18 protein-coding genes are annotated in these 24,077 nt (G+C 62.9%); 8 read left to right on the top strand and 10 right to left on the bottom strand.

The genetic code is table 11. The features are described from left to right. Positions 1–44: 44 nt before the first annotated feature. Together KUW18_RS01705 and KUW18_RS01710 are read left to right on the top strand one after the other, a co-directional pair. On the top strand, positions 45–602 hold the full coding sequence (locus KUW18_RS01705; protein WP_222560663.1) for a TRAP transporter small permease: 558 nt from the start codon (positions 45–47) through the stop codon (positions 600–602). Between the two features lie 57 nt (positions 603–659). Continuing rightward, positions 660–1,964: a TRAP transporter large permease gene (locus tag KUW18_RS01710; RefSeq protein ID WP_222237240.1), complete on the top strand. Its 1,305-nt coding sequence runs from the start codon at positions 660–662 to the stop codon at positions 1,962–1,964. A 9-nt stretch (positions 1,965–1,973) separates the two neighbouring features. Here KUW18_RS01710 and KUW18_RS01715 read toward each other — a convergent pair whose 3' ends face one another. From KUW18_RS01715 to KUW18_RS01730, 3 genes are all read right to left on the bottom strand, one after another. Next, entirely contained in the window at positions 1,974–3,047 is a 1,074-nt protein-coding gene (locus KUW18_RS01715) for a hypothetical protein (protein ID WP_222560664.1), read from the bottom strand. Between the two features lie 468 nt (positions 3,048–3,515). Then, entirely contained in the window at positions 3,516–5,312 is a 1,797-nt protein-coding gene (locus KUW18_RS01725) for an ABC transporter ATP-binding protein (RefSeq protein WP_315899899.1), read from the bottom strand. Between the two features lie 260 nt (positions 5,313–5,572). Continuing rightward, positions 5,573–6,184 (bottom strand): superoxide dismutase, encoded by a 612-nt coding sequence (locus KUW18_RS01730; RefSeq protein ID WP_206939619.1) that lies wholly within the window; start codon positions 6,182–6,184, stop codon positions 5,573–5,575. 367 nt (positions 6,185–6,551) lie between these two features. On the opposite strand from KUW18_RS01730, the gene KUW18_RS01735 reads away from it, so the two are divergent. The 4 genes from KUW18_RS01735 to KUW18_RS01750 are packed head-to-tail and all read left to right on the top strand — an operon-like array spanning position 6,552 to position 10,921. After that, positions 6,552–7,319, top strand: a complete 768-nt coding sequence (locus KUW18_RS01735) for an ATP-binding cassette domain-containing protein (protein WP_222560666.1) — start codon at positions 6,552–6,554, stop codon at positions 7,317–7,319. A 56-nt stretch (positions 7,320–7,375) separates the two neighbouring features. Then, complete coding sequence (locus KUW18_RS01740; protein WP_261396386.1) at positions 7,376–8,323, top strand: iron-siderophore ABC transporter substrate-binding protein; 948 nt, start codon at positions 7,376–7,378, stop codon at positions 8,321–8,323. Then, a complete protein-coding gene (gene fhuB / locus KUW18_RS01745; RefSeq protein ID WP_222560668.1) occupies positions 8,310–10,298 on the top strand; it encodes a Fe(3+)-hydroxamate ABC transporter permease FhuB in 1,989 nt (662 codons plus the stop codon). The genes KUW18_RS01740 and fhuB overlap by 14 nt, the downstream gene beginning before the upstream one ends. Before the next feature lie 50 nt (positions 10,299–10,348). Further along, positions 10,349–10,921 (top strand): peptide-methionine (S)-S-oxide reductase, encoded by a 573-nt coding sequence (locus KUW18_RS01750; RefSeq protein WP_222560669.1) that lies wholly within the window; start codon positions 10,349–10,351, stop codon positions 10,919–10,921. A 90-nt stretch (positions 10,922–11,011) separates the two neighbouring features. Here KUW18_RS01750 and KUW18_RS01755 read toward each other — a convergent pair whose 3' ends face one another. Together KUW18_RS01755 and KUW18_RS01760 are read right to left on the bottom strand one after the other, a co-directional pair. Beyond that, positions 11,012–13,114 (bottom strand): TonB-dependent siderophore receptor, encoded by a 2,103-nt coding sequence (locus KUW18_RS01755; RefSeq protein WP_222560670.1) that lies wholly within the window; start codon positions 13,112–13,114, stop codon positions 11,012–11,014. A 403-nt stretch (positions 13,115–13,517) separates the two neighbouring features. Continuing rightward, complete coding sequence (locus KUW18_RS01760) at positions 13,518–15,194, bottom strand: multidrug ABC transporter permease/ATP-binding protein (protein WP_222560671.1); 1,677 nt, start codon at positions 15,192–15,194, stop codon at positions 13,518–13,520. A gap of 518 nt (positions 15,195–15,712) precedes the next feature. On the opposite strand from KUW18_RS01760, the gene KUW18_RS01765 reads away from it, so the two are divergent. Further along, complete coding sequence (locus tag KUW18_RS01765; RefSeq protein WP_206939655.1) at positions 15,713–16,312, top strand: PRC-barrel domain containing protein; 600 nt, start codon at positions 15,713–15,715, stop codon at positions 16,310–16,312. 141 nt (positions 16,313–16,453) lie between these two features. On the opposite strand, the gene KUW18_RS01770 is transcribed toward KUW18_RS01765, so the two are convergent. The 5 genes from KUW18_RS01770 to KUW18_RS01790 form a co-directional block, all read right to left on the bottom strand. Further along, a complete protein-coding gene (locus KUW18_RS01770; RefSeq protein WP_222162096.1) occupies positions 16,454–17,254 on the bottom strand; it encodes an ABC transporter ATP-binding protein in 801 nt (266 codons plus the stop codon). Positions 17,255–17,376: 122 nt separating this feature from the next. Beyond that, positions 17,377–18,381 carry a FecCD family ABC transporter permease gene (locus KUW18_RS01775; RefSeq protein ID WP_222483542.1) on the bottom strand — a complete coding sequence of 335 codons (1,005 nt, stop codon included), beginning with the start codon at positions 18,379–18,381 and terminating at the stop codon, positions 17,377–17,379. A gap of 143 nt (positions 18,382–18,524) precedes the next feature. Continuing rightward, positions 18,525–19,493 carry a FecCD family ABC transporter permease gene (locus KUW18_RS01780; RefSeq protein ID WP_261395945.1) on the bottom strand — a complete coding sequence of 323 codons (969 nt, stop codon included), beginning with the start codon at positions 19,491–19,493 and terminating at the stop codon, positions 18,525–18,527. 29 nt (positions 19,494–19,522) lie between these two features. Continuing rightward, positions 19,523–20,476 (bottom strand): iron-siderophore ABC transporter substrate-binding protein, encoded by a 954-nt coding sequence (locus KUW18_RS01785; protein ID WP_222485309.1) that lies wholly within the window; start codon positions 20,474–20,476, stop codon positions 19,523–19,525. Positions 20,477–20,642: 166 nt separating this feature from the next. Further along, complete coding sequence (locus KUW18_RS01790; protein WP_222237231.1) at positions 20,643–22,634, bottom strand: ligand-gated channel protein; 1,992 nt, start codon at positions 22,632–22,634, stop codon at positions 20,643–20,645. 292 nt (positions 22,635–22,926) lie between these two features. On the opposite strand from KUW18_RS01790, the gene KUW18_RS01795 reads away from it, so the two are divergent. Further along, entirely contained in the window at positions 22,927–23,916 is a 990-nt protein-coding gene (locus tag KUW18_RS01795) for a LysR family transcriptional regulator (RefSeq protein ID WP_224908092.1), read from the top strand. The last annotated feature ends 161 nt before the right edge of the window (positions 23,917–24,077 follow it).

Consider the following 24,077-nt stretch of genomic DNA (forward strand, 5'->3'; position numbering starts at 1 on the left):
TCCGCGCTGATTGATCCTGTCCGCCCTCCGGTGGGAGCATACTCATGACATTTCGCCTGATGCCCATCTACCGCCTGGGCGGATGGGGAGCGGCCGCCTCGATGGTCGCCATCTGCACGCTGATTACCCTGCAGGTAATGTTTCGACTATTGGACGCCGTGCTGGTCATGGCCGGCAGCTCGCGCCTGGGCCTCGAAATCACCGGGGTATCGGAGCTGGCCTCCTTCCTGCTGGTGGGCGCGACATTTCTCGGCATGGCCTACACCTTCACCCATCATGCCCATATCCGCATGTCGCTGGTGATTCAGCGTCTTCCTGCGGCGGTGCGGGCCTTTACCGAACTTGCCTGTCTGCTGATCGCCTCGGCGCTCAATGCGCTGTTGTGCGTGTCGCTGTGGCAGCTGATGCAGGAGAGCCTGGAATACGACGACGTCTCGTCGGGGCTGCTGGCCATCCCCCTGTGGATTCCGCAGCTGGTGCTGCTGATCGGCATGGTCATGATGAGCCTAGCTCTGGCCGAGGCCTTGCTCGATACCGCACGCCAGGCGCTGCAGGCACCACAACGCTTCCAGGCCCCGGATGATGAGGCTGGCCATGACTGACATCCCCTGCCCTGTCGCACGGCCCCCTTGCTACCCCTGCGTGGAGAGCCCGTCGCTATGCTGATCATCAGTCTGGTTACCCTGCTGGCCCTGGCACTGCTGCTGGGCAGCGGCGTATGGATCGCCTACGCCCTGCTTGGCACCGGTTTTATCGTGCTGACGCTGTTCTTTCCCCTGGCGCCCGGACCTATCCTGGCGTCCGACTTCTGGGGCGCGAGCTACGGTTGGGACCTGACCGCCCTGCCGATGTTCGTGTGGATGGGCGAAATCCTGTTCCGTTCGGGGCTTGCCAATAACATGTTCCAGGCGCTGTCGCCCTGGCTCGGCCGACTTCCTGGACGCCTGCTGCACTCCAACATCATCGGCAGTGGGCTGTTCGCGGCAGTGTGCGGTTCTTCTGCGGCGACCTGCGCCACCGTCGGCAAGATGACGCTGCCTGAGCTCAAGAGCCGAGGGTATGACGACGATCTGGCCATCGGAACCCTGGCCAGCGCCTCGACCCTGGGCCTGTTGATTCCGCCATCGATCATGATGATCGTCTATGGCGTCGTCACCGAGCAGTCGATCTCGCGACTGTTCATCGCAGGCGTCGGACCCGGTCTGCTGTTGCTGGGGCTGTTCATGGCCTATGTCATCGGCTGGTCACTGCTGGTAGGCAATCGGCGGGGCGCGGTGGGCAAGCGCGACAGCGCCATGCCGCTGCGCCAGAAGCTCACCGGCAGCCTGCAGCTGCTGCCGTTGCTGGCACTGATCGGCGGTATTCTTGGCAGCATCTACGGCGGGCTCGCCTCGCCCACCGAGGCCGCTGCGTCCGGCGTCGTACTGTCCATGCTGATCGCCAGGGCCAACGGCCACTTCAACGCCGCCATCTTCAAGGAGGCACTGTTTGCCGCGGTGCGGACCTCCTGCATGATCGCCTTCATCATTGCCGGGGCCTCCTTCCTGGCATCCGCCATGAGCTTTACCCAGCTGCCGATGGACCTGGCCGAGAAGATCGGCGCCATGGGCCTGTCACCGGCCTGGTTACTGGTGGTCCTGACCCTGTTCCTGCTGGTGCTGGGTTGCTTCCTCGACGGTATCTCGCTGATCCTGCTGGTGACCTCGATCATCATGCCGGTGATCGAGGTGGCCGGCTTCGACTTGATCTGGTTCGGCATCTACCTGGTCATCGTCGTCGAGATGTCACAGATCACCCCGCCGGTAGGGTTCAACCTGTTTGTGATCCAGGGACTCACCGGCCGCGACATCATGTCGATCACCCGTGCCACGGTGCCCTTCTTCCTGCTGATGATCGTGGCCATCGTGATCATGAGCCTGTTCCCCGGCATCGCTACCTACCTGCCCCAGGCGATGAGCGGATAGCCGCCGTTTTCAGACTCGCTGGCGCTGTCTCAGCGTCTCGATGATGCCTTCAAGCCGGCGCCGGGTCTCGGCGTCGGTCTGCTGGCTCATCAACTCATCCAGGGTTTCCACCACATCGGCGTCACGCCTTGCCCTTGCAGCACGATTGGCACTGTCTGTGCTGCCATCGGACAGCAAGGCGCGAATCATTCGGTCCAGCGTGCCGAACAGAAAGTCGATACTGTAGCCGGCGAGAAATCCCAGGGCGGCGCCGCTGAGCGCGACCTCTGCGCCCTTGTCGCTGGGAATCTGAGAAACGAACAGCACGATCGCTCCTCCCGACAGGGTGCCGAGCACGATGCGATTGACGTGCTCGCCAATACGCGCCGGGTCGAAGGTACGACTGTAGAGTCGGCTGGCGGTGACCCGCAGCACAAAGGCAAAGGCCCCGAGCGCTCCATACAGAAACGCCTCGGTGTGACGCAGACCTTCGTAGAGAAATCCCAGGAGAGTGGCCTGCGCACCAGCGCCAACCGTCATGCCTGCCTCCGCGCCGATCGCTGACATCATCACATTGGAGATGATGGCCAGCATCACCACCGCCGCGGTGCACTGCCACAGCCGCATCAGGTAGCGCCCGGTGCGGCTATCGCGAAGTCTGCCGCTTTCCCGGCTGGGACGTGTCGCCGCCAAGGTGCGTGGGGAGATGCCCGGGTAGCGGCGCGACAGCTCACGGTAACAGGCGACCAGACCGTCGATGTCGGCGCCACTTAACGGCACGTTCTGCCTCTGCTGCTGGCGCGCCCGATAATACGCGGAAAGATCCACATCCAGCGGCACGCCTTCCGCTTCCAGCGCAAAATCCAGCAACGCCGCCATGTCATCCAGCAACTGATCCACCCGGTCACCGCAAGGATCGACGCCGCGACTGTCGTCGGACTTCGACGGCTCTCGGCTTGGCTGAGTAGGCCCTTGCTCACCCGCCAAGGTCGATGCACTCGAGCGTTCTCGCGCCACACCCCCTGACACCCGGTGATCCGATACGTCGAGACTGTCAGCACTGAGGCGATTCGCATCGCAGCGCTTGCTGTCGTGGCGACCCATATCGAGCGCGCCCGTGTCATGGCTGGCCGTATCCTGACTGCCTATCTCAGGGCATTCCGTCTCAGGGCATTCCGTCTCAGGGCATTCCGTCTCAGGGCATTGTGTCTCGAGCGGCTCTGATTGAGCGGCCTTAGGACGCTGCTTGGCCGATATGCCCATGGCAGTTCCTCCCGCGAGCGCGATGTGCTCGCTGCTGTACCGGGAGCTGGCCTGATCATCAGGCTCCGTCACTACCCCCTGCTGTCCCGGCGCAGCAAAGTGTGTAGTGACTTACTCACCCTAGACGCCCCGGGCCCGCTTGGCGACTTTTGCCGCCAAGCGCGATGGGCCTCTTCTCTGCCGCAGGCACGGCTTCTGCTACAGGCACGGCTACTGCCGCTGACACTGAGGCTGGCGCTGGCGCGGAGCTGATGGCGCTGGCGCGGAGCTGATGGCGCTGGCGCGGAGCTGATAGCGCCAGCGGACAGCCTAGATGACCTGAGCCGACTGGGCGGCCTCACCGGTCTGTACCTGCCACTGGGCAGCATAGCGTCCGCCGCGTTCGATCAGCTGCTGGTGGGTGCCGCGCTCGACCACTCGTCCAAGCTCCATCACCACGATGTCGTCGGCGTGAACGATGGTGGACAGGCGGTGGGCGATCATGATCACGGTGCGCTCGCTGCCAATCCGCGCCAGCGAGCGCTGGATGGCGGCCTCGGTCTCGTTGTCCACCGCACTGGTGGCTTCATCCAGCACCAGCACCGGCGGGTCCTTGAGCAGCGCCCTGGCCAGGGACAGGCGCTGACGCTGGCCACCGGACAGCCGTACGCCGCGTTCGCCGACGCGGGTATCGAGGCCATCGGGCAGGCGCTCGATAAATTCCCAGGCCTCGGCAGTACGGGCAGCACGGACGACTTCATCGAGACTTGCCTCGGGTCGTGCGTAGGCGATGTTGTCTCGCACGCTGCCCTCGAACAGGTAGACGTCCTGACTGACGAGTCCGATGGCATCGCGCAGCGCATTCTGGCGAAGCTCCGCTACCGGAATGCCATCCAGGACGACCTGCCCCTGGTCGGGATCGTGAAAGCGCAGCAGCAGCTTGATCAGGGTGGACTTGCCGGAACCCGTGGGGCCGACCAGCGCCAGGGTGCGTCCAGCGGGCACCACCAGATCCACATCATCGATACCCGCATGGCTCTCGGCGTAGTGAAAGCTTACTTTATCGAACCGCACCTCCCCCCGGACCGGGGTCGGCAACGTGGTCTGACCGTCATCGCGCACACGAATGGGTGTGGCAATCAGATCAAGGATACGACGCGTGCTGGCCATGGCCCGCTCGAACAGGTCGATGACCTGGGCCAACCCTGTCAGCGGCCACAGCAGGCGCTGGGTCAGGAACACCAGTACACCGTAGGCTCCCACATTCAGTTCGCCTGAAAGCGCCTGCATGCCGCCGACGATGAAGGTCGCCAGGAAGCCGGTCAGGATCGCCATGCGAATCACCGGAATAAAGGCCGAGCTGATGCGAATGGCACGACTGTTGGCATCCACATAGGCTTCACTGTCGGCCTTCAGCCGCTCGGCCTCGCGGGCCTCGGCGGTAAAGCTCTTGATGGTGGCCATGCCCTGAATATTGTTCGACAGCCGACTGGAGAGCACGCTCACCTTTTCGCGCACGTCGGCGTACAAGGGCCCCGCCTTGCGCTGAAACACGAAGGCCCCCCAAAGGATCAATGGCACCGGGGTAAACGCCAGCAGCGCAATCAACGGGGACAGCACGAAGAACACGGCTCCCACCGCCACGACGGTCACCCCAACCTGGATCAGCGAGTTGGCTCCGCCATCCAGGAAGCGTTCGAGCTGGTTGACATCGTCGTTCATGGTGGCCACCAGCTCGCCGGATGAACGCGATTCGAAGAAGCCCATGTCCAGACGCTGCACGTGTTCGTAGGCGTCCTGTCGCAGGTCCGCCTGCAGGCGCTGGGCGAGGTTGCGCCAGAGGATCTGAAACAGATACTCGAACAGTGACTCTCCCGCCCAGATAAAGAAGGTCAGCACCCCCAGCACAATGATCTGGGACGACGCCGAGACGAAGCCCAACCGGGCGACGAAGCTCTGCTCCTGATTGACCACGACGTCGATGGCGACACCGATCAGAATCTCGGGCGCGATATCAAACAACTTGTTGATAATCGAGCACAGGGTCGCGGCGACGATTCGCCGACGATAGCCCCGGGCATAGCGCAACAGGCGACCCAAGGCCTGCAGGCTGGAGGAAGTGGACACAGTGGTGGCTCCTTGCGGCTTACATCGGTGCCAGCGCTTCGCGCCCTCGGCACGGGGCGAAGACACGGGTGCTGAGAATGCGAAGCCGTTGATGACGTGCAACATGAACACGCTGGCGCAGGGCGAGACCCGGCCGCCGACACCAGCAATACGCGGCAACTACACAACAACTACACAGCAAAACGCCGCGGCCCTGGGGCCGCGGCGCGTGACCTGCTAGCAGGTCGGACGACGTCGTGATGACGTCATGCCGGTGTCGATCAGGCAGTGGCTGCCTGGTAACGACGCTCGACTTCGTCCCAATCCACCACGTTGAAGAAGGCGGCGATGTAGTCAGGACGCTTGTTCTGATACTTCAGGTAGTAGGCGTGCTCCCACACGTCCAGCCCCAGTACCGGGGTGTTGCCGTGCATCAGCGGGCTGTCCTGGTTGAGGGTGTTTTCCACCACCAGGGCGCCGTCCGGAGTCACGGACAGCCACGCCCAACCAGAACCGAAACGGCCCAGAGCGGCCTTGGTAAAGGCATCCTTGAAGGCATCAAAGCCGCCAAGTTCCTTTTCGATGGCGTCAGCCACCTTGCCTTTCGGGTTACCACCGCCGTTCGGGGACATCACCGTCCAGAACAGGGAGTGGTTGGCATGACCACCGCCGTTGTTGATGACCGGCTGGCGCTTGTCTTCAGGCAGACGCTCAAGGTTGGCAACCAGCTCGTCCACCGGCAGGTCTTCAAGACCAGTACCTTCCAGCGCACCATTCAGGTTGGTGACGTAGGTGTTGTGGTGACGAGAATGGTGGATCTCCATGGTCTGCGCATCGATGGAGGGTTCCAGTGCGTCGTAGGCGTAGGGCAGTTCCGGCAGAGTATGTGCCATGGTGATACCTCCTTCCTTGTAAAGTTGGGCTGATTCAGGGGGATAATCCTATCCCACTCACCAGCTTGCGTCATCGTGGGCCTCATACTATAGGCAAGTCGCGACGGTCTCGCTAGCGCCTGCAGCGCTGGAAAAGTTCTCGTCCAGCGGCGTCGCTTCAGCGACCTTGGCTCACCTCGGCAAGGCCCGATGCCGTAGGCCACAGGGTGGCATCTTTTACGCCTCTTCTACAAGGGTTAGCCAACGGCGACTGCCCGATGTTCCCTGATGACACATCGGATTGACAACAGCAAACAAATTGATAACCATTCCTATCCATTAAGAGTGTAATTCCGATCGCCCGGACGACCCAGCGGAGCCCTTGTTCATGTTCGACCTTCAGTCCGCCTCTTTCACGATTCCGGGCAAGACGCTGCTGGCCCCCACCAGCCTAACCTTCGACGCGGGCCGCGTGCATGGCTTGATCGGCCACAATGGCTCGGGCAAGTCCACCCTGCTCAAGCTGATGGCGCAGCAGCAACCGGTCAGCGCAGGACGCATCCTGTTCAACGGCCAGCCCCTTGAAAGCTGGGGGCGCCGTGCCTTCGCCAGGGAGGTGGCCTACCTCCCCCAGCACCTGCCTGGGGCCGAAAACCTGACCTGCCGCGAGCTTATCGCCTTTGGCCGCTATCCCTGGAAGGGACTGCTCGGGCGTTCGCGCCTAGACGACCAGGAGCACGTCAGCAGGGCCATGGCACTGACCCACACCGAGGCCTTTGCCGAGCGCCTGGTGGACACCCTGTCCGGGGGCGAGCGTACTCGCGTGTGGCTCGCCATGCTGCTGGCCCAGGGCAGTCGTCTGCTGCTGCTCGATGAGCCATTGGCAGCCCTGGATATCGCTCACCAGGTGGAGGTGATGACCCTGGTGAAGAAGCTCAGCCGTGAGCTCGACCTGGGCGTGGTGATCGTGCTTCACGACATCAATATGGCCTCACGCTTCTGTGACCGCCTGGTGGCTCTGCACAGCGGCCAGGTCATCGCCGAGGGAAGCCCGGAGACACTGATGACCGGAGACGTCCTTGAGGATATCTACGGCATCCCGATGCAGGTCATGCCCCACCCCAGTGGCGAGCACGCCGTGGCCCTGGTGCAATGATGCTCCGTCGGCTTTCACTGCCAGCCCGCCCGCTTTTTCGACGATTGCCGCGCCCCTTGCGTTCATGCTGGCTGACAGCACTGGCGCTGGGAGTGTTGTCACTGTCCGCCAGTTGTCTGGCCTCACCACGCATCGCGAGCCTCGACTGGACCCTGGCAGAAACGCTGGTCGCCCTGGAGGCGCCGCCCATGGCACTGGCCCAGACCGATGACTATGAAAGCTGGGTGGGGCTCGAAGCACCCGCTCAGAGTGTCGATATTGGCCTGCGCACCCAGCCCAACCTGGAATTGCTGGCCGACCTGAACCCGGACGCGATCGTCATCTCTCCCATGTTTGCGAATCTGGCACCGCGACTGTCGGCCATTGCCGAGGTGAAGCAATTCTCGATGTACAGCGGGGACGGTGACTTCTGGAACGAAGCACTGACCCTGACCCGCGAACTGGGCGAACTGGTCGGCCGCCAGGCGGAGGCGGAGCGCCTTATTGCCAGCAGCGAGGCGCATATCGCGCAGATTGCCGATCGCCTTCCCGAGGACACGCGCCCGCTGCTGCTGATCCAGTTCATGGATGAGCGTCACGTGCGCCTGTTTGGTGACCACAGCCTGTATCAGGCCGTGATCGAGCGGATGGGCCTGACCAACGCCTGGACCGGCACCACCAATGTCTGGGGCTTCAGCTTGATCGGCATCGAACAGCTGGCCAACTACCCACAGGCCCGTATCGTGGTGGTCGAACCTTATGTTGCGGGAGTGCGCGAGGCGCTGGCCGACAGCGGGCTATGGCGCCATCTGGGAAGCGTCAAACGAAACGACGTCGTGACCTTGCCACCGGTGTGGAGCTTTGGTGCCTTGCCTTCTGCCAACCGCTTCGCCAGCAAGCTGGGTGAGGCTCTGGGTGCAGACAGCCCCGCAGCCACCACAACAACGACGCGCTCCGCCCAGCGCGAAACGACGATGCTCCTACCCTCCTCCCGTGATAGCGAGACCCTTGATGCAGGCCGTTGACACCCGCAGCTGGCAATCACACCGACTGAGTGCAACCGCCGCGGTGCTCGTCGCCCTTTGCCTGCTGGCAGCGTGGCAGTCCCTTGAAGGCCTGGGTGGCGCAAGCTCTGCCCTGGCCGCACTGTCCTCGCTTGACGTGACCACCCCCTCGTCACTGGTACTGCACTACAGCTGGTGGCCGCGACTGGCCATTGCCCTGACCGCCGGCGCAGCCCTGGGCTTGGCTGGAGTGTTGATGCAGCAGGTGCTACGCAATCCCCTGGCAGCACCCACCACCCTGGGCGTCGCCAGTGGGGCCAACCTGGCCCTGATGATCGCCACCCTGGTGGCGCCGGGCCTGCTCGCCCTTGGACGGGAGTGGGTCGCCCTGTCCGGCGGCGCCCTGGCCATGGGCCTGGTATTTGCGCTGGGCTGGCGGCGCGGCCTGTCGCCTGGCGTGGTGGTGCTCGGTGGTCTGGTAGTGAATCTGTACTTCGGCGCCCTGGCCATCGTGCTGCTGCTGTTTAACCAGGAGGCGCTCAAGGGGGTGCTGGTATGGGGTGCAGGATCATTGGCCCAGAATGGCTGGGACGGGGTGTTCTACCTGCTGCCTCGCGTGCTGGTCGCTGGCGCCCTGGCCATCTGGCTGATTCGCCCGCTGGCACTGCTCGAGCTCGATGATGCCAGCGCCAAGAGCCTCGGCGTGTCACTCAAGTGGCTGCGCCTGGGCGGCCTCGGCCTGGCGGTCTTCCTGACAGGCTGCGTGGTGGCTACTGTCGGCATCATTGGTTTTATCGGTCTGGCGGCCCCCAACATCGCACGTATGGCCGGTGCCCGACGGCTGCCGGCGCGGGTGGGCTGGTCGATGCTGTTTGGCGCGCTGCTGCTGACCGTCACCGACCTGGTGCTGCAAGGCGGCATCGACGCACTGCCGACACTGCTTCCCACAGGGGCTACCACGGCGATGCTGGGTGCTCCCCTGCTGTTGTGGCTGATCCCCCGGCTCAAGCTGACGCCCCGTCGGCCACCACCGGCATCGGCTCCCCTGGTGCTGCGAACCTCGACGCCTGTCCCGCTGCTGGCAGGACTCGCAGCGGCACTGGTGATCGCCATGCTGGTCGGCATACTCGCCGGGCAAACCAGCACGGGCTGGTCACTGAGCACAGAGGTCCAGGTACTCGACTGGCGCTGGCCACGGATCATGGCGGCCGCTGGCAGCGGCGCCCTGCTGGCCATCGCCGGTACCCTGATCCAGCGCGTCACCGCCAACCCGATGGCAAGCCCCGAACTGCTGGGCATCAGTGGTGGCACAGCCATCGCGCTGATTATCACCATCTTTGTGGTGCCCGGACCCAGCCACTTGCTGCTGCTGGGAACCGGCACCCTGGGGGCGCTGGTGACACTAGCGCTGCTGGTTGCACTCAACCGCGCCAGCGGCTTCCAGCCCGAGCGCCTGCTGCTCAGCGGCGTGGCCATCACGGCGCTGTTCGACGCGGTGCGCTCCATCATCATGGTGGGAGGCGACCCCCGCGGGCAACAGGTCATGGCCTGGCTGTCTGGCTCGACCTATTACGTCGACCCGACCTCGGCGCTGGTGGTGCTGGTGGCCGGTGCGGCCGTCGCCCTGGCTGCCCAGCTGCTGGCCCGCTGGCTGGATATCCTGCCGCTGGGAAGCGCCACCTCCAAGGCCCTTGGCATCCATGTGGAAAACGCTCGCCTGGGATTGTTGGCAACGGTGGCGGTGCTGACTGCCGCGTCCACGCTGATCGTCGGGCCGCTGTCCTTCGTCGGCCTGCTGGCTCCTCATATGGCGCGGCTGATGGGGTTCTCTCGCGCTCGCCTGCATCTGGCCGGTGCGGCGCTGATCGGCGCCCTGCTGATGGTGCTGGCCGACTGGGTCGGGCGACAGCTGCTATTCCCCCAGGAGATACCTGCCGGTCTGGTCGCCTCGATTCTTGGCGGCAGCTATTTCATGTGGGGGCTGCGAAAGTTGTAAGCTAAAGGTGTAATCGGTGACAAAACCGCTCCGCAAACGAGGGAATCCCGATGCACGACAGCCTGCCCCTGCTCCGTCCTTCCCTCGGCCGCCTGGCCCTCGGCGGCAGCTGCTACTGGTGCCTGGAGGCGGTCTACCAGTCGCTCAAGGGAGTCGAATCCGTCCATCAGGGCTGGGTCGCCGCCGACGGCGAGCACTCGGACTTTCATGAAGCCGTGGTGGTGGACTATGACCCCTCTCGACTGCCCCTCGACGTGCTGATCGAGATTCACCTTTACACCCACCGGGCCACCGCAGACCACCAGCGCCGCGACCGCTATCGCTCGGCGATCTATGTGCTGACCGAGTCTCAGGCGGCTTCGGCTCGAGACACCCTGGCCCAGTTGCAGGACGACTTCGACGCCCCCCTGCTCACCCGGGTCTTGCCACTGGTGGACTTTCGCGCCTCGAAGGAGGACTACCAGGACTACTTCTACAGCGACCCCTCGCGGCCGTTCTGCGAGCGCTGGATTACCCCCAAGCTGAAGCTCTTGCTGGACCGCTTTAGCGAGGTCGCAGACGGCGAGCGACTGGCCCAGGCAGGGGTCAACAAGGCGCCGACACCTTCACAGCGTTGTTCTTGAAACGCCAGCCATGACGTCCTCCCGGCAGACACACAAACGCCCGACCGGCAGAGCCTGGTCGGGCGTTCTCACTTAGACTACGTGCTGTGGTCAGAAGCGGTACTTGATGCTGCCTACCACGCTGCGCTCTTCACCGTAGTAGCACCAGTAGTCACAACCGGACACATATTCTTCGTCGGTCAGGTTGTTGACGTTGACCTGGGCGGTCCATTGCGGCGTGATGTCATAGCTGACCTTGGCGTCCCACAAGGTGTAGGAGTCCACCTGGGTATCCGAGTAACGAGGATTGTCCTTGGTCTCGCCCACATAGCGCACGCCACCGCCCAGGTTAAGTCCATGCAGGGCTCCTGGCACTTCATAGTCCAGCCACAGCGACGCCTGGTTGCGCGGAATCAGACCCGCGCGCAGGTCTTGCTCTTCGCGACTCAAGTCTACCCGTACATCGGTATAGGTGTACGCGGCGGTGACCTTGAGGTCATCGGTCACGTAGCCTACCCCCTCGATCTCAAAGCCCTGGGACTCCCGCTCTCCCCCCTGGCGATTGGCCGACTCACCGCTGGTGTAGAGGGTATCGCTTTCCTTGAGGTCGAAGACTGCCGCGGTGACATAACCATCCAGCCAGTCAGGTGCATACTTCACCCCCAGCTCCCACTGTTCGCCATCGCTGGGGCGGTAGGCGCGGCCGTCCGGATCGGTGCCGATCTGCGGTGAGAAGGACTCGCTGTAGCTCAGATATGGCGAGATACCATAGTCGCCAAGGTACATGATACCGCCGGAGAAGCTCGTCTCATCCTCGGTACCACCGCCATTATCTTCACCGTTGATGCGATTGGTCACATCCACGCTGTCATGGCGCAGGCCGGCAAGAAAGATCCAGCGATCGTCCAGACGCAGCTGGTTCTGAGCGTAGAAGCCAAGCTGCTCCTTGCCCTCATCATGGTCGCTACCTGTCCGCGATGACGGCGTGAAGTTGCCGTACTCGGGATCAAAGATATCGAAGGGCAAGCCGAAGGCGAAGTCATCGTAGTTGTCGTAGTCGATATCCAGATCTTGATAGTCGACGCCAAGCAACAGGGTGTTCTCGGTACGATCGCTGTACCAGCGGCCGATAGCACGGGTGTCTACCGTGACCGCATCGAAGTCACCATCGCGATAGGTCAGGCCACGTTGGGCATTGCGATCATCCAGCAGATAAGACACATAGACGTCGCGCTCCAGCAGGTCCAGATGGCTGTAGCGGAAGTTCTGCTCGATGTCCCAGGTGTCATTCAGGCGATGGGACAGCTCGTAGCCCAGCGCCCACTGCTCATGCTCCTGACGCTCGTAGCCCGGCTCCCCGAGGTTGTCTTCGGGATCGAGCCGACCAAAAGGCGTGCTGTCGACGGTGCCGTAAGGCAGCTTGAAGCCGTTGGTGGGGGTGCCATGATCCTTCAGGTAGCTTGCCAGGAAGGTAATGCTGGTATCGTCGGACAAATCCACCGCCAGACTCGGCGCCAGATAGACGCGCTGGTTGTCCGCGTGGTCGATCTGCGCATCGTTCTCGCGGAACAGTCCCACCATGCGATAGCGAACATCGTCGCGGCCGGCCACAGGGCCGGAGACGTCGACGCCGACCTGCTCGTGGTTATCGCTACCGTACTGCAGCTCGATAAGCCCCTGCTGGTCTTCCGTCGGGCGCTTGCTGATGGCGTTGATGACCCCACCGGGAGGCGCCTCACCGTACAGGATAGAGGCAGGCCCCTTGAGCAACTCAACGCTTTCCAGACCAAAGGTCTCGGTGCTCCACCAGAAGTAGCCACCCTCGCGGAACTGACGCAAGCCATCCTGATAGAGCGAGTCTTCACCATTGAAGCCGCGAATATAGAACCAATCTGCCTTGTTGTCCTGGCCGAACGGCTGCGATACCACGCCGCTGCGGTAGCGCAGCACTTCGTCGTACTTGTTGACCTGGCGGTTATCGAGCTCTTCTCGGGAGACCTGGGAGGTTGACCTCGGTGTCTCCAGCACCGGCGTATCGACCTTCAGGGTAGACGTCGTCACGACCATGGTGTCACTGGAGACCTCGGTGACCGCTTCCTCCTGTGCCATCGCCAGCGAGGCCATCGGAACCCACCCGACGATCAGGGGCACGGTGGCATAGTGAACCGCCCGTGCAAGCGGGTGACGGGATAGTGAGTGGTGCTGGGGGAGCATGGAGAACCTCGGAGGCAGCGTCAGAGCGAACGACCAAGCAGGAACGCCAATGGGAATCCTGCTCAAGAAAACAACAACATCTACATGCTAATTGTTTTCATTTAATCTCGCAATTTATCCTCCACGAGCAGTCAACGCTTCTCCACCAAATGCGGGTTACGGTCAACGATCGGCATATCGCTACGACCTAACCCGCCAAGATCTCCTCCTCCGAGCCGCTCTCCAAGCCGCTCTCCAAGCCACTCTCCCAGCCACTCTCCGGGCAGCTCTCCGGGCAGCTCTCCCAGCCCTCCCGTACCATCACGGTACGCGCCAGTCAGGGCGAGCTTACTGACTTCCTAGCTTGGCTTGGCCCACTGGGCGCCTTAGCTGCCCAGCCTTCACTGTCGGACCGGTGAGTACGCTAATGTTGTTCAAGGCGTCCCACGGCATCACGACTGGCGGCCTCGCGATTTTCCCCGGTGAGTTCGATCAACTGTCCGGCGCGCATTTCCAGCAGTCGATCAGCGTGCTGAAAATAGTGATCGTCATGGCTGATGGCGAACACCGTCTTGCCCATGCTCCGCAGCTTGGGTAGCAACTCTTGATAGAACACACGCCGGAACTGCGGATCCTGATCCGCCGCCCACTCGTCGAGCAACAGGATGTCGCGCTCCTCCGCCACCGCCATCAGCAGTGCAAGGCGTTTGCGCTGTCCCTGAGACAGCTCTGGATTGGTCACCCTTTGCCCATCGAAGTGCAGTTTGTCCCGCATCTTGAGCACATCGAGCCAGCGTTCCACCAGTACCGGGTCAGGCGAGGCCCCGTCGGGTCCGACCAGGGTGTCAAACTGATGAAAGTCGGTATACACCGCGGAAAAGCGCTGACGAAACCCTTCTCGATCGCTGTCATTCAACACCTTGCCATCGAGCGTCATGCTGCCCTCGTGAGGGCGATACAGTCCGGTCAACAGCTTTGCCAGCGTGGATTTGCCGCTGCCGTTGCCACCGATCAAAAACACCAGCTCACCTCGCTTAAGCGATAGATCGAGGGGGCCGACCACGAATCCACCAGAGTCCCCTGCAGAGGTATGCGACGATGAATAGCGGAAGCTGACGCCCTCCAGCCGTAGCTCTTGCCATGCTCCGCTCACCGCCGCTCGACGGCCAAATTCCTGACGGGGCTCAGCCAGATCCAGCCCACGAATCTTATCGAAGGCAACCTGAGCGCTCAGCAGCGTGGGCAAGGCGCCCACCGCAGAGATCAGGGGAGTGCGCAGGAACAACAGGGTCAGCGAAAAGGTGGCCGCGACTTCGGTAGACGCCCAGCCCAGCCCGTTGGCCAGATAGAACACCACACCGATGGCGCCCAACATCATGATGTTGGACACATTGACAGCGCTCAGGTGATAGGTATCGGCGCGGATGATGTGGTGGCGATAGCGCCGGGCATCGCGGTCGTAGGTGTCTTCAAAGAGTGCCTGGGCTCGGTCACGATTGAGCGCCAGCTCCTTGCGACCATCAATGACCGCCTGATAATCGCGGTACAGCGCGTCCTCGGTCTCGCGCACCTGGGACAGATGGCGATACACGCGTCTGACCAACCAGGCTCCGGCTGCCATGGTCGCCCCGACCCAAAGGCTGGTCACGATCAACAGCCCTGGCGACAACCAGCCGAGATAAAGCGCTGAGCCTAGCGTCAATACAATGCCTTGAACCAGCTCGGGAAGACGCACGAAAGCGATCGTGATATTGCGCACATCGCTGGACAGGCTGGCCAACAATTCGGCACTGCCTAGACGTTCCAGGCGCTCGATATCGGTGTCCAGAATCTGCTTGACCAGACGCGAGCGAAGTCCATAGACGAAGTGATGTCCCAGCGTGGTCAGCGCCAGTTGCGAAGCCAGCGTCACGGCCAGTAGCGCCACTACAATGCCCAAGAACTGGGGCAGAATACTGCCGACGTCTCCCGACACTTCGATCAGACGGCGGTTGATGAAGGCGATCGCTCCAATCCCCAGGGCCGCGCTGACGAGGCTCAGCAGCATCACCCCGACAAAGGGCCAACGATAGTAGCGGTAGACGACACTTAATAGTTCCAATGACTCACGCCTCTCAGGGGGAATTTAGCTCGCTGAATGCTGCTCTACGCCGCAGGACTTCTCCACGCTCACAGACCACCACTGGGCGCAGCCTCTTTGGCAACGTGTGACCAGGTCCATGGTTGTCGGCGTGTCACGGCTGGCTTGTGACGACTGGCTTGTCATGGCTGGCTTGCCACACCAGGGCGTGCATTGTCCCAGAGCGAACCGTCGACGCAAGGGAAACACTGCACAAATGCCTGCGCCGCCGATTCGCAGCGTTACGCGCGGCTCAACCGCCGTGCCTTTTCCCCATGGCGTCGGGCTATACGCTTCCCTGAACCTGTCATGAAGCAGCAACACGGGCTTACATATTTCTTTCACAACGCGCCCTTGAAATCTTGTACATAACCTCCACAATAGATATCACAGCGTCGCGATGAGCATCCTTGCGTCGCTGCAAGCAAGACAGGTTGCTGCACTGGAACACGCCGCAACCGAGAGGATCGCAAGAACCACTCGCCAGAAGGAGAAAAGGAATGATCCGCAAGAATCTGCTGACTACCGCTATCGCAAGCACTGTCTTCGCCGGCTCCATGGCCGTGGGCACCACCGCCCTTGCCGATCATCACAACGAGGGCGCGAATCAGGCCGCACACAGCGAGCCGCAAGGCCTCTACTCCGCTGAAGAGCTGCTCGATGCCGATGTCTTTGCCAAAGGCTCAAGCCAGGACGAGGTGGGCGAAGTCGAGGATATCCTGCTCGACAATGACATGAAAATCCGCGCCATCGTGGTGGAAGCAGGCGACCTGCTCGACCTGGGCGAAAACCAGTACGTGGTCGAGACCGGCGACTTTACCGTTCAGACCACCAACGGCGACAGCCTGGACAACATCGAATACTCCGTTCACCTGAACATCACTCAGGATGAAATCTCCGCACAGCCTGAGTACACCAACACCTGGTGGAATCAGACCAAGACCAACGTGCAACAGGCTTGGATGGACACCAAGGAAGGCGCTCAGAGTGCCTGGCAGACCACCAAGTCCGCCACTGCCAACGCCTTGACCAGCGCCGGTAATGCCATCGAAAACGCTGGCGACAATGCCGAAGACGCTGCACAAGATGCCGCCAATTAATGGGGTAGCTTGAACGTCACAGGCTACTATCCTTTGACGCCATCACACACCCGGTCATCGACCGGGTGTGTTGCGTTTTAGGCCCGCACTATATGTCTAACGTTCCTGGATAGGTCTAACGTCCCTGGGCTCAGCATCGCGTCAGCTCTGCTCGGACCGCCTCAAGCCTGCCAGCAGCGGCTTGCCCGTCAGCGGATCTTCCACCAGCGAACAGTCAACGTCATAGAGCTGCCTGACCAGGGCAGGTGTCACCACCTCCTGCGGCTTTCCCTCCGCGACTAGCTTACCGTCCCGCATCGCCACCAGATGGTCGGCATAACGGCATGCGCTGGTCAGGTCGTGCACCACCATGATGATGGTGCGCCCCTTGAGCACCAGCCGATGCAATAGCTCGAAGACCTCCAGCTGGTGGCCAAGATCCAGCGCCGACGTCGGCTCGTCCAGCAGAATAATGGGCGTCTGCTGGGCGATGGTCATGGCAATCCAGGCTCGTTGGCGCTGGCCTCCGGAGAGCGTCTCCAGACCACGCTCGGCAAGCGTCTGTAGTCCCGCGCTGGCGATGGCCTGGGCGACCACGGCCTGATCTTCCTCACTCCACTGGCGATACCAGGACTGGTGAGGCTGGCGACCGAAGCGGATCAGATCATTGACGCTAAGCCCCTCGGGGGCGGAGGCCTCCTGGGGCAGCAAGGCAATGCGGCGCGCCAGGTCTCTTGCACTCAGGCGCTTGAGCTCCTGGCCTTGCAGCCAGACCTTGCCCTGTGTCGGCGTGTGCAGCCGTGAAAGTCCCGCCAGCAGCGTCGACTTGCCGCAGCCATTGGGCCCCACGATGGCCGTGAGCTGGCCTTGAGGAATGGTCAGGTTCAAGCCGTCGATGACGCGCAGGCGGCCATGGCTGAGCACCAGGTCTTCCACCACGTAGGGGGCGGGTTCTGGGGCCATCGGCCGAGGCTGTTGCGGTGACGATGATGGGAGTGACATCAAGACTCTCTCAACTATCTAAATTTTCTAAATAGGCTCTAGACGTGCGCCCAACCATGGGCAACCACTCAACCGAGGCCTCATCAGCGGCGCACCAGAATCCAGATCAGCCAGGGGCCACCGACGACCGCGGTGACGATACCCACGGGCAGCTCTAGCGGAGACAGCAACAACCGTCCCACCAGATCGGCCACCACCATGACCATGGCCCCGGCGAGCCCCGCCCCGAGCAGCGGTACCTGACGGTTGCCGCAGAGGTGGCGCGCGACTTCAGGGCCCAGCAGCCCCACCATGCCCACCGGCCCTGCCACTGATACGGCCAAGGCAGTCAGCGCCACCGAGACCACCAGCACCTGGGCCCGGCGTCGCTTGAGCGGTGCCCCCAGGCCGGTGGCCACGGCATCGGAAAAGCGCATCAATGCCAGTGACCGCGACAGCCACAGCGCCAGCGGCACCAGCACGAGCAGCCCAACACCCAACACCTGCACGGCGCCGGCAGGACGCGCGTTCAGCGTGCCTACGGTCCAGGGGTAGGCTGCATTGGCCACATCGATGGCCGCCCGCGACAGCATCAATTGGGTCACTGCCCCAAAGATGGCACCGACCCCTATCCCGGCCACGATAAAGCGATAGCCACGGGCGCCCCCTCCCGCGGCCAGGCCGAAGGTCAGCACAGCGGCAGTCGCCGCCCCGGCCAGCGCCATGGCGGAAGGCGCCAGGCTGAGCCCCATGCCCAGCACCGAGGCCACCGCAAAGGCGGTGGCGCCGTTATCGATGCCAATGATGCCCGGCGTCGCCAGCCGATTGCGCGCCAAGGTCTGCATCAGGCAGCCGGCAAGTCCAAAGGCCAGGCCAGTGGACAGCGCCGCCAGCAGGCGAGGAAGGCGAAGCTGCTCGACCACGAAGGTATCAAGGGGCCCCGCCTGGTTGAGCATGACGTCCCACAGGGTCTGTGGAGGCAGGTGCTGCTCGCCGAGACACAGGTAGGCAAGGCTCGCCAGTCCTAGCGCAGCCAACAGTAACAGCACCCCTGACCAATGGCGCCGGTCGAGCAGCAGGCTGATCCCGCGATAACGCCATAGCCACATGCCCTGTGGCAGCGGGCCGCGATGTTCGGCGCTCTCCGGGAGCGTGGCGGGGCTATTTGAGGGGCTATGCGAAGGGCTATGTGAGGGGCTATGCGAAGGGCTATTCGAAGGGCTATGTGAGGAACAAGAAGGCATCGACATCATTACAGACTCGGCAGGCGACGGGCGCGCACAACGCTGATCAGTACCGGTGCCCCGCACAGGGCGGTCAGTACTCCCAGCGGCATTTCAGAGGGTGCCACCAGCCGTCTGGAGACGACATCGGCGGTCAACACCAGCAGCGGTCCCAGCGGCAGGCACAGCCATAGCGTGCGACGCAGCTCAGGCCCGGCGATGGCGCGGGCGACAAAGGGAACCACCAGCCCCACGAACGCTATGGGGCCGGCCACGGCGGTGGCTCCGCCCACCAGTACCGCGACGATCAGCACCGCCATCAGACGCAGCCTGCCGGGGTGATGCCCAAGCCCAGCGCTGGCGCGCTCGCCCAGGGCCAGACTGGCCATCGGTCGCACTACCACGATCAGTGCCAGTCCCGCGATCGCCATGCTCGGAAGCACCGCCAGCAAGTCCTCCAGCTGACGTCCTGACAGGCTGCCGACCACCCAGAAGCGAATCTCGTCAGCGGCGCGGCGGTCGGTCAGCAGAATAAGCGACGTCAGGGCCCCCAGCAGGCCCGAGAATGCCGCCCCCGCCAGCACCAGACGAATCGGATCACTGCCCAAGCCACGGATGCGACTGACGCCCAGCACGCACAGGCAACCGGCCAGCGCCCCCAGTTGCGCCACACCGATGCGCAGCTGAAGCAGGCTGCCTCCCGCCAGCAACATCAGCGCCACGGCAAAGGCGGCCCCCGCGCTGACGCCGAGCAGGCCAGGTTCAGCCAGCGGATTGCGGGTCATGGACTGCAGCAGGGTGCCAGACACGCCGAGGGCAATGCCCACTACCAGGCCCACCAGGGTGCGCGGCAGTCGCAGCTGCCAGACAACGAAGGACGCCTCTTCCCCCCCCTGCCCCATCAGCACTTGCAGAGAGTCGACCACACCGAGCTCACCCGCACCCACGGCAAGGCTCGCCATGACGGCGAGCCCAAGCAACACAAAGAGGGCCACCAATGGCCCTCCTGGAACATGTCGAAGTGACGTCACGGTGCGGCAGTGACCTCCAGTGCCCGCTCGATGTCATCGAGCACAGCCTGGGCGGCGATGGGACCATTGGCACTGGTCCACAGCTGACCGTTCACCGCCACGACGCGATCGTTCTCGACCACCGACAGCCGGGCAAACGCATCGCTCTGGCGCGCCTGGGCCAGCGCTTCCTGTCCCTTCTCGTCGAGCGTGGCAAGGAACAGCCAGTCACCGTCGACACGCGACAGCGACTCGAGGCTCAGCGGGTCGCTATGCGGACGGTTGTCAGGCACCAGTCCATCGTCCTGAACGTCCAGGCCAGCGGCCTCGAGCAAGCCGGTGGAAAACAGCCGAGTCGACATCACCAGCGGCCCCTGGGGCATCCAGCGGATCAGGAAAGCGCTGTCACCCGCGCTGCGCTCGGCGACCTGATCAGCCAATGAGGCGGCGCGGGTTTCCACTGCATCAATGGCTGCGTCCACCTGGTCCTGATGCCCCAGTGCGGCGCCAAACAGGCGGGCCTCATCCTTCCAGGCATTGGCATCGAAGCCCTGGGTAGTGGGCACGATCGTCGGCGCCAGCTGGGATAGCAGCGCGTAAGTCTCGTCAGACAGACGCGAGGAGGCCAGAATCAGGTCAGGCTTGAGCCCGACCACCGCCTCGACATTGACCTCACCGGAGGTACCGACGATCTGAATATCGGGAACGTCATCGCGCAGATAGTCCGCCACATCCTCGGCAGCACGCGTCGCCACCGCGCCCAGCGGCGTTACCCCGGCAGCCAGAGAAGCGTCCAACGCCCCTTCGTATAGCGTGACGACACGCGTCGGCTGCCCGTTGACCGTGACCTTGCCGTTGGCGGTCTCGAGCACACGACTATCTTGCTGGGCACTGGCACTGACAGGCGCCAACAGGGCAAGAGCGGCCAGGCCGATCGCTGCCACCACCCCTGCGGATGTTTTACGGGACATTGCTCGCATCTTCTCTATTCCTTGTCGCACGCCTCTCCTCGGTGACATGCCGAGGAGGGGCGATGTGGAACGATATAGTAATCAATCTCAGTTGCAGTTGCTTGCCCAACCTCCTCGCTCATATCGGAACGGTGCGTTCGACAGAGCGGGACGCTGACGCTCTTCCTTAGAAGTCGACGTTCAAGCCGAGCCAGACGCGGCGCCCATCTTCGACGTAGCCGTACTCGTCGTAGTCGATGTCTTCATCAAAGAGGTTGTAGATGCCGACGTTGACGCGAGCGGCGTCGGTCAGCTGATAGCCGATGCCGGTGTCGACGAAGGTGTAGTCCGGCGCCACGATGGCACTCTGCGACGGTCCGGTGGTGGGCTGACTTTCGTCGCCGCGATAGGTCACGCGTGTCCACTGGGACAGACGGTCGCTCACCTCCCAGTCGAGGTTGGCGGAGAATTCATGCTCGGGCAGCTGGGTCAGAGGCTCGCCTTCGTACTCGCCGCTCTTCTGTTCAGAGTCGGTGTAGGTGTAGCTGGCGGACAGCTCCAACGACTGGCCGATGGGGGTCGACAGCGACAGCTCGACGCCCTGCGTTTCGGCTTCATCGACATTGACTCGGTAGGTCGGGTTGCTGCCGAACTGGTTGGGGCCATCCGTACAGATATCTACCGGACAGGCGATCCGAGTGATCTTGTCGTCAAAGTCGTTGTGGAACACGGTGGCGCTGGCAGACAGACCGCTGGCATTGTTGTACAGAAGCCCCAGTTCCTTGTTGACCGACGTTTCCGGCTCGAGATCCGGGTTGCCGTAGATGTTGCCGCCGCGGCTGACCTGCCCCCAGCCAGGGGTGATCTCGCGCAGATCCGGTGCCCGGTAGCCGGTGGAGACACCGCCCTTCAGCGTCCAGTCGGAGGTCATGTGCCAGACGCTGTACAAGCGGGGGCTGACTTCAGAGCCGTAGTTCTCGTCGTGATCCATACGCACCCCGCCGGTCAGCGACCAGTCGTCGAGGAGCATCCACTCGTCTTCGGCAAACAGGGCCCACTGACTGTTGCGCACGTTGGTCAGATCGGAAATCTGATTCGAGGTCTGGTCGTCCAGCTCTTCCTCTTCGAAGCTGGCGCCGACGGTGACGATATGCGCGCCCAGCGGCATGACCAGGCTCGACTTGGCGTTGGTGTTGGTGATCTCCATCTCGCGAGTCTTGTTGCGGGCTTCTTCGCGCTGGACGTAGGTCTCTGTGGTACCGAAGGAGAAGCGACCGGTATGGGTCAGTGCCACGTATTCCTGGGTGAACTCGTCAAAGCTGTCTTCACAGCCACCACGGCAGCCGTCCGGGTCGACGCTGTTGCCGAGCAAGGCTTCGCGATCCTGCTCGGTACGGCTGGCCTCGAGCGCCAGATCATGATTGTCGGAGGGCGTCAGCGACAGCCTCGCGGTCAAGCTCTGGACCTGCTTGTCTTCGTAGCCATTGATGATGTTGTCTTCATCCCGCTGGGTGGCGCGTCCGTACACCGTCAGCCCGAGCAGTCCCTCGGACAGCGGCCCAGAGGCATAGAAGTTGGCCTGCCGGCTGTCGCCAGAATCGCTGTCCTGCTGCAGGATGGTGTCCAGCTGCAGGTTGCCGTGCCATTCATCGGCCACCTTGCGGGTGATCACGTTGATGACACCGCCGATGGCGTCGGAACCGTAAAGGGTCGCCATCGGGCCACGCACCACCTCGATACGCTCGATCGCCTGCAGCGGCGGCAGCCAATCCTGCTCGAAGCCGGCGCTGCCATTGGGACGGGTCTCGCGGGTGCTGACACGACGGCCGTCGATCAGCAACAGGGTGTACTTGGCGGGCATGCCGCGCATGCTGATGTCATAGCCATTGTCACCACCGCCACCGCCGGTCACGATGACCCCCGGAACGTCGCGCAGCGCATCGGTCACGTCCTGGTAATAGCGTTTTTCCAGGTCTTCCCGGGTCACCACGCTGATCGAGGCCGGTGCATCGGCGATGCTCTGATCAAACCCGGCGGCTGTCACCACCACGTCATCCAGGGCAACATCATCAGCGGCCAACACCGGCAGGGCCGTGCATACGGAGGCTCCCGCCAGCCCGACGGCAAGGCGGCGAATGCTGATCGACAGAGGATGGCGCGGCAGGGGGTGAGACAACATCGTTTTTCGCTCCGAGTGAGGTGGCAATCCACCTGGTGGCTCTTGCTCTGGCTTCGGCCCGCTGGGTCGTGGGTCTAAAGACGAAGCCTTTATGAATGTGAATATTTATCATTTAGATTCTTCCATCAAAGTTTCATAATTGCTGCAAAACACCGCGTTGCACCCTTCGCAACAGGCCATCCGCAATCGGGATCTGTGGCTCGAACGTCACGAGAGACACGCGAGGGCCCCGTTCTTGCCTCGGCGACGCTGCGCCGCAGCCCTAGAGAATGATTTTCATCCGCGTCAGCGCATGGCATACTGCAAGGCCTCTTCCTCTTCTTCAGCACGCCTGCGTGATGTGATGCCTGACCTCGACGAACTGCTAGCCTTCAACCGTGTCATGGAGACCGGAAGCCTGACCCAGAGTGCGATTCAGCTGGGCCTGGCCAAGTCGACCCTGAGCCGGCGGATCAGTCAGCTGGAGGCACGTCTAGGCCAGCCATTGCTCAAGCGACAGGCCAATCAGCTGTTGCCCACAGAAGCAGGACAGCGCTACTACGTCATCAGTCGCGAGATACTGAAGCTGGCCGATCAGGGACAGCGCACCCTCGACAGCCTGCGCGAAGACGTCAGTGGCGAGCTCCATGTCGAGGCACACCGCACCCTTACCCGTAGCTGGCTGGGTGGTGTGATGGAGACCTTTCTCGAGAAACATCCCGCCGTGCGTCTGACCCTGAGCACGGGGGAAGTGGCTGCCAGGGACCCCGACTTCCAGGGTGTATGCGTCTGGCTTGGCCAGGTAGAGGACGGCAACCTACGCCAGGAGCGCCTTGGCGCTCTGGAGCGTGGCATCTATGCCCATCCCGACTACCTCGCCCACCACGGCGAGCCTGAATCCCCGGATGCCCTGGCCCACCACGCCTGGATTGACCTGATGGGGGAAAGCCAGAACGGCATCACCCTGACTCACCGCCAGGGCGGTCAGGTGCATTTTCAGCCGCCGGCCTCTCGTTTTCGGGTCGATCAGTCCATGCTGCATGTAGATGCCATTGCGCGCGGCCGGGGCATTGGCGTGTTGCCGGTGTGGATGGTTGAAGCCCGGGAGCGTCACCACCCTGGGGAACTGGTGCGCTGCCTTGATCACTGGTCGCTGACGCCCCTGCCGGTGACACTGCTATATGGCTTCGGTCATCAGCCGCGCAAGGTCACTGCCCTGCTGGATCACCTGCGTGATGCGGTGCCTACCGACTGGATCGGCCAGCGCCAGGAGCCACTTGCGCGCCGCCAAGCCGCTGGCTGATCCAAGGCCTCTGCCGTCGCGAGCTTGCTCCCCATAGGCCACCTCCCGCAGGTCAGCTCCTCCTCCACATCAACAGCCGCTACCTCACTACCAACGTCAGGCGCAAAGACGCGACATGGGACGGCAGGGCTGCCGTCAACGTCCGTTGTTTGCTAACCTTT

Origin of the sequence: Halomonas sp. DP5Y7-2 (genome assembly GCF_019802025.1) — a bacterium.
Classification (GTDB): Bacteria; Pseudomonadota; Gammaproteobacteria; order Pseudomonadales; family Halomonadaceae; genus Halomonas; species Halomonas litopenaei_A.